Source organism: bacterium, assembly GCA_040753085.1.
Classification (GTDB): Bacteria; UBA9089; JASEGY01; order JASEGY01; family JASEGY01; genus JASEGY01.
The window spans coordinates 1-5,921 of the sequence record JBFMHI010000172.1; the positions used below are offsets into that span (position 1 = coordinate 1).

General features: G+C 44.5%; 6 protein-coding genes. All 6 read left to right on the plus strand.

Annotation, left to right across the window (positions count from 1 at the left end):
- The first annotated feature begins 146 nt into the window (after nt 1-146).
- The 6 genes from pheS (at nt 147) to AB1797_12690 (ending at nt 5,658) form a co-directional block, all read left to right on the plus strand.
- Entirely contained in the window at nt 147-1,166 is a 1,020-nt protein-coding gene (gene pheS, locus AB1797_12665; GenBank protein ID MEW5768445.1) for a phenylalanine--tRNA ligase subunit alpha, read from the plus strand.
- Between the two features lie 246 nt (nt 1,167-1,412).
- Nucleotides 1,413-3,476, plus strand: a complete 2,064-nt coding sequence (pheT, locus tag AB1797_12670) for a phenylalanine--tRNA ligase subunit beta (protein MEW5768446.1) — start codon at nt 1,413-1,415, stop codon at nt 3,474-3,476.
- An 87-nt stretch (nt 3,477-3,563) separates the two neighbouring features.
- Entirely contained in the window at nt 3,564-3,791 is a 228-nt protein-coding gene (gene zapB, locus AB1797_12675) for a cell division protein ZapB (protein MEW5768447.1), read from the plus strand.
- A gap of 47 nt (nt 3,792-3,838) precedes the next feature.
- A complete protein-coding gene (locus AB1797_12680) occupies nt 3,839-4,054 on the plus strand; it encodes a hypothetical protein (GenBank protein ID MEW5768448.1) in 216 nt (71 codons plus the stop codon).
- A gap of 289 nt (nt 4,055-4,343) precedes the next feature.
- Nucleotides 4,344-5,384: a Fic family protein gene (locus AB1797_12685; GenBank protein MEW5768449.1), complete on the plus strand. Its 1,041-nt coding sequence runs from the start codon at nt 4,344-4,346 to the stop codon at nt 5,382-5,384.
- An 85-nt stretch (nt 5,385-5,469) separates the two neighbouring features.
- On the plus strand, nt 5,470-5,658 hold the full coding sequence (locus AB1797_12690) for a hypothetical protein (protein MEW5768450.1): 189 nt from the start codon (nt 5,470-5,472) through the stop codon (nt 5,656-5,658).
- The last annotated feature ends 263 nt before the right edge of the window (nt 5,659-5,921 follow it).

The window sequence follows — 5,921 nt, forward strand, 5'->3', positions numbered from 1 at the left end:
CCCTAACCCCTCCCATCAAGGGAGGGGAAGCTCTTATGCCGACGCTGTCAGGACAAAAGGAGATGAAACTTAACCCATAGCACTATAATCTGTAATGAGCTTACTTTTTTAACTTGATTTTGAGTAGTTACTAAGGAAGGATCAAAATGAAGGAAGACCTGGAAAGACTTAGGGCCGAAGCTAACCACAGAATAGAAGAAGCCGATAACCTTTCGGAGCTTGACCAAATCAGGATAGACTACCTGGGTAGAAAGGGTCATTTGACCATCCTCTTTAAAAGGCTGGGTCAGTTGCCCCCTGAGGATCGTCCCCTTATGGGACAATGGCTCAATCAGGTGAAGGAAGAACTCGGCCGGGAGTTGACCCGGAAAAAAGAAGAGATCACTAATTTACTTCAGGAACAGGCGTTGGAACAGGAAAAAATTGACATCACCCTTCCAGCGACCAGACTTTCGTTAGGCAAGAGGCATCCGATTACTATGACCATCAATGATATCGTTCACATCTTTTCCAGATTCGGCTTCCAGATTGCGGAGGGGCCGGAAGTAGAGTTGGAATATTACAATTTTGATGCCTTAAATATTCCCAAATATCATCCGGCCAGGGATATGCATGATACCTTCTATATTCGTCCGGGGATACTGCTTCGGACGCATACTTCACCTATTCAAATTCGAGTAATGGAGCTGGGGGCGCCTCCTTTTCGGATTATAGCTCCTGGCAGGGCTTACCGGAGGGATGCTTCCGATGCCTCCCATTCCCCGGTATTTCACCAAATTGAAGGTTTCCTGGTGGATGAAGAGACAAGCTTTTCCGATTTAAAAGGGATCTTAAACGCCTTTGTGAAAGAATTCTTTGGCAAGCAGAGCGTCTTAAGATTCAGACCGAGCTTTTTCCCCTTCACCGAACCCAGCGCTGAGATAGACATTAGTTGTGTGATCTGCAGTGGAAGGGGGTGTAGTGTCTGTTCTCAAACCGGCTGGTTGGAAATACTGGGGGCGGGGATGATCGATCCGGAGGTCTTCCGAATGGTCAAGATCGATTCAGAACGTTATCTCGGTTTTGCCTTTGGGATGGGGATAGAACGGATCGCTATGCTGAAATATGGGATTAATGACATCCGACTTTTTTATGAGAATGATTTAAGATTCCTGGAGCAATTTTAAGATGTTGGGTGATGTGATCTTATGCTAACACTTGTTCCCTGGGGGCCTTTGGCCGGATTATCAGTGACGGCGATGATCATCGTTTCGGCAATTCACGAACTCGGGAGGAGCAGAAGTAGGGTGGGCATTGCCCATCAACAAAGGCGCTTGCAGAAATCGGTGGAAAGTGCCCACCTTACCACATTGCCCAAACGATGATCAAGGCCATCAGTGACGGTTTGAAGGCTTAACGGACCGTAAAAATCAATGAAAATTTCTTATAATTGGCTAAAAGATTATATTGATATGGAGCTATCGCCTTCCGAATTAGCTGAATCCCTGACTATGCTTGGTTTAGAGGTGAGCGGACTCAAGGAGGAAGGAGAGGATACGGTCCTCGAGATTGAAGTGACGGTTAATCGGGGGGACTGTCTTTCTATGATTGGGATAGCCAGGGAAGTGGCGGCGGCCACCGGCAAAAAGCTCCAGCTCCCCACCCTCTTTTTGCCTTCGGCCAGAGAGGATTTGACCTCCTTGATCAAGATCGACCTCAGGGAGCCTACCCTCTGTCGCCGCTATACGGCCAGGCTAATAAAAGGAATTAAGGTTGGGCCTTCTCCGGTCTGGATGCAGGAAAAATTACGCTTGGCCGGCCTTCGTCCCATTAACAATATCGTGGATGTAACTAATTTTGTTTTAATGGAATTCGGACAGCCACTCCATGCCTTTGACTATGATAAGCTGGAGGAAGGTAAGATTATTATCAGACGGGCTATGCCAGGAGAGGCAATGATGACCTTAGATGAGGCTACTCGGCAATTGACGCCTGATATGCTGGTAATTGCTGACGGCAAGGGGCCGGTGGCTCTGGCCGGTATAATGGGGGGGATCGGCTCAGAAGTGACCGAATCTACTTCTACTGTTCTCCTTGAAAGCGCCTTCTTTGAGCCAACCACTATTAGATCAACTTCTCGCTTTGAAGACCTCTCTTCTGAATCTTCTTATCGCTTTGAGCGGAAGGTAGATCCGGTGGGAGTGATTGATGCCTCTAATCGGGCAGTTGATCTTATCTGTCGGATATGTCCGGGAGCGGCTATATCTGAGTTGATAGATGAATATCCCAATCCCTTGCCTGAAGTGGTTATTGAGCTAAGATCTTCTCGGGTGAACAGAGTGCTGGGAACAAGTCTGGGAGAAATGGAGATCAGATTCATCCTTACCAGACTTGGTTTCAAGGTGCTCGAATATACACCTGGACGGACGATGAAGATTAAAGCGCCAAGTTTTAGAGGCGACATTTATCGAGAAATAGACCTGATCGAGGAAATAGGTCGAAACTACGGCTATGATCGGATCCCCGTATCTCTGCCGGGAGGATTGGCGGCGGCTATTTCCAAATCAGATCAGGAATATCGGATAACTGACTTAGCCAGAGCGATCCTTACCGCGGCCGGGCTTTATGAAGTCAATACTTTTTCTTTGAGTCACCCCGATAACCTGGCGAAGATTAAAATGTCCGATACTCACACCCTTAAGCTTTCAAATCCCCTCTCAGAAGAACAAACAGAGCTTAGAACCACCCTCCTACCCCATCATCTGGAGGTCATTTCTCAGAACATAAGACATTATAATTTTAATATTAAAATCTTTGAGTTTAACCGGGTATTCATCCCTAAAGACGATAATTCGCTGCCTGAAGAGAAAAGGGTGCTGGCCGGGGCATTGGTAGGTGAAGAGAAAGAAGCTGATTGGAAGAGAAAGCCGGCTAAAGTTGATTTCTTTTTCCTGGCCGGTATATTGGATAAGCTTCTGAAAGAGATGGGCATAGAAGGATGGAGGCTTATCAGAAGTGATCAGCCATATCTTCATCCCGGTCAAAGGGCCGAGATAAGACTTCAAGATACAAGTTTGGGATATTTAGGCCAGCTCCATCCAGGTATAATCAGGGGTATGAAACTGCCGAAAGAGATTTATATCTTTGAATTGGACTGGGAGACTATTCTTGGTTTGATCGATTTGGAGAGAAAATATCGTCCTTTGCCTCGATATCCGGCTATTCATCGAGACCTGGCGGTAATCACGCCGGTTAAAATGGAGGCGGGGCAGGTGTTAAATATTATTAAAGAGACAGGGGGTAAAGAAATCGAACGGATTAACCTGTTTGATGTGTATCAAGGAGAACAACTGCCACCGGGATATCAATCCCTGGCTTATGCTATCACCTATCGCCACCTGGAAACTACTCTGACTGATGAGGAAGTAGATCGGATACACGGGAAGATTATCGAGGCGTTAAAAGAGAAGTTGGGAATTTCTTTGAGGGAGGGCTAAGATTACAGAAGACCGAGCCCAGTCTGTATTCTGTGCTCTGTGTGCTGACATCTGGCCTCCGACTTCTGAGACAAGAGGAGAGATAAGATGGTAACGGTAAAAGATGGTTTAGATTTACTTGAGACTCGAGTAAACAAGCTTCTGGAAGAATTAGAGCGTCTGCGGCAAGTAAACAGGAAGCTGTTTACTCAGATACAAGTTGGGTCTTCCGACGAAATCTCCGCTTTAAAGAGAGAAAATGAGTCCCTTAAAGAAGAAAGAGAACTTCTTAAGGCCAAGATAAACCAGATGCTGGAGCAGTTAAAAGGGGTATGAAGCTGAGGGCAATTATCAATTATTAATTTATGGTAACCGTTCATCCCATGAGGCTGGACGCTGGATGCTCGATCCTCGATGCTGGATGCTGGATACTGGATACTGGATACTGGATCCTTTACCAGTATCGAGGATCGAACATCCAGAATCGAGAATCGAGCATCGAGGATCGAGAATCGAGCATCGAGAATCGAGAATCGAGCATCGAGAATCGAGAATCGAGCATCGAGAATCGAGCATCGAGGATCGAGTTTGTGCCTTAGGGGCTGAACGCTTACAATTTATGTAACTACTCAGCCACTAAGACGCCAAAGGCAATAGCCAATGTTAATTATGAGAAGGCTTATCCTTACCCGCAAATTGGGTAAAAGGATGGGGTAAACAAGGATAAACCACGAAGAGCACGAAGGACACGAAGAAAATTTTCGACCTGTCCGGTTAGATTTAAACCGCTAATTTGAGTTCTATATTACCTATCATTGTTTATAATCACTATGCTGAAATATGAGAAAAAGCCAATTGAGTCTAAGGCAAATAATAAGGAGAAAACCAATGAATTCATTTAAAAAAACAGGAAAAGAGCTAAATTTAGCTTTAGGGGCTGTTTGGCTTATGAATTCTATATCAGAATATAAGGGGAAACAAGAGTTATATAAGAGACAATCGTCTCATATTGTTAACAGTCTTGTTGAAATGGCATTAATAGAAAGTGCTGAATCATCAAATCGTATTGAAGGTGTAACTGTAGATAGGAAAAGGCTTAAGCCCCTTATCATAGATAGAAGTAGACCCCGCGACAGGTCAGAGGAAGAGGTAGCAGGATACCGCAATGCCCTTGATTTGATTCATAAGAGATATAAAAATTTGGAGATAACCCCCAAAACAATAAAAGAATTACATCGCCTAAGCCATGCACAGACAGGAGACGCGGGTGAATGGAAGGAAAAGAACAACGATATTATAAGAAAAAATCCTGATGGGTCAGTTGAGGTAATTTTTAAGCCTGTAGATGCTAAAGATACACCCGAAGCAATAGAAAAGCTATGCCTTTTGTATATACATAGCCTTGACCAGTTGAGATACCCTCCCCTTTATGCCCTTGCCTGTTTAATATTGGACTTTTTATGTATCCACCCATTTCGTGATGGAAATGGCAGGGTATCACGGCTACTTACACGTCTGGTCTTATATCATCACGGCTATGAAGTTGGAAGATATATCAGCCTTGAACGGATCATAGAACAATCCAAAGAAACATATTACGAAGCCCTGCAGAAGAGCTCTTTAAAATGGCATGAAGCAAAGCACGATATTTCACCCTGGCTGCATTATCTTTTAGGAACCATAAATTCTGCCTATAAAGAGTTTGAACAAAGGGCAAGCAATATTAAATCGACCAAAGGGGCAAAAACAGGGATGGTAATACAAAAGATAACCAGCCAGCAAGGCGAATTTTCTATATCTGATATTGAGCAGTTATGCCCTGGTATAAGTAGAGAGATGATTCGCCTTGTCTTCAGACAGATGAAGAAGGAAGGAAGAATTGCCTGCCTGGGTAAAGGACAATCAGCCAGATGGAAACGAATAGGGTAATAAACCTAATAAATAGGGTAATGAATAGGGTAATATTGAGATAAATAAAAAGTGTAACCGTTCAGCACATGATGCTGGATGCTCGATGCTCGATCCTCGATGCTCGATCTTCGATGCTGGCAAAGGATTCAGTATCCAGGATCGAGGATCGAGGTTGTGTCTTTGTGCCTTAGTGGCTGAACGCTTACTAAAAAGTAACCGTTCAGCCACCAAGGCACGAAGACACGAAAGAGTAGTGTCTTGGTGGCTGAACACTTACAATTTTCCCTGCTGAATAGTTACGATTCGCTTTGTATGGCGGTAACTACTCAAAACTAAGTTAAGCAGTTAGTTGGGAGACAAAGCAAAATTCCCTCTCCCTTGATGGGAGAGGGATAGGGTGAGGGTGAAATTGGCGGGCAATATTATTACTTGCTAAAAACCTTATATTAAGAAATATAGATGGGGTATTAGCAACAATAAGAGAGGGTTGTTTATTTCACCCTCCCCTAACCCCTCCCATCAAGGGAGGGGAAGCTCTTATGCCGACGCTGTCAG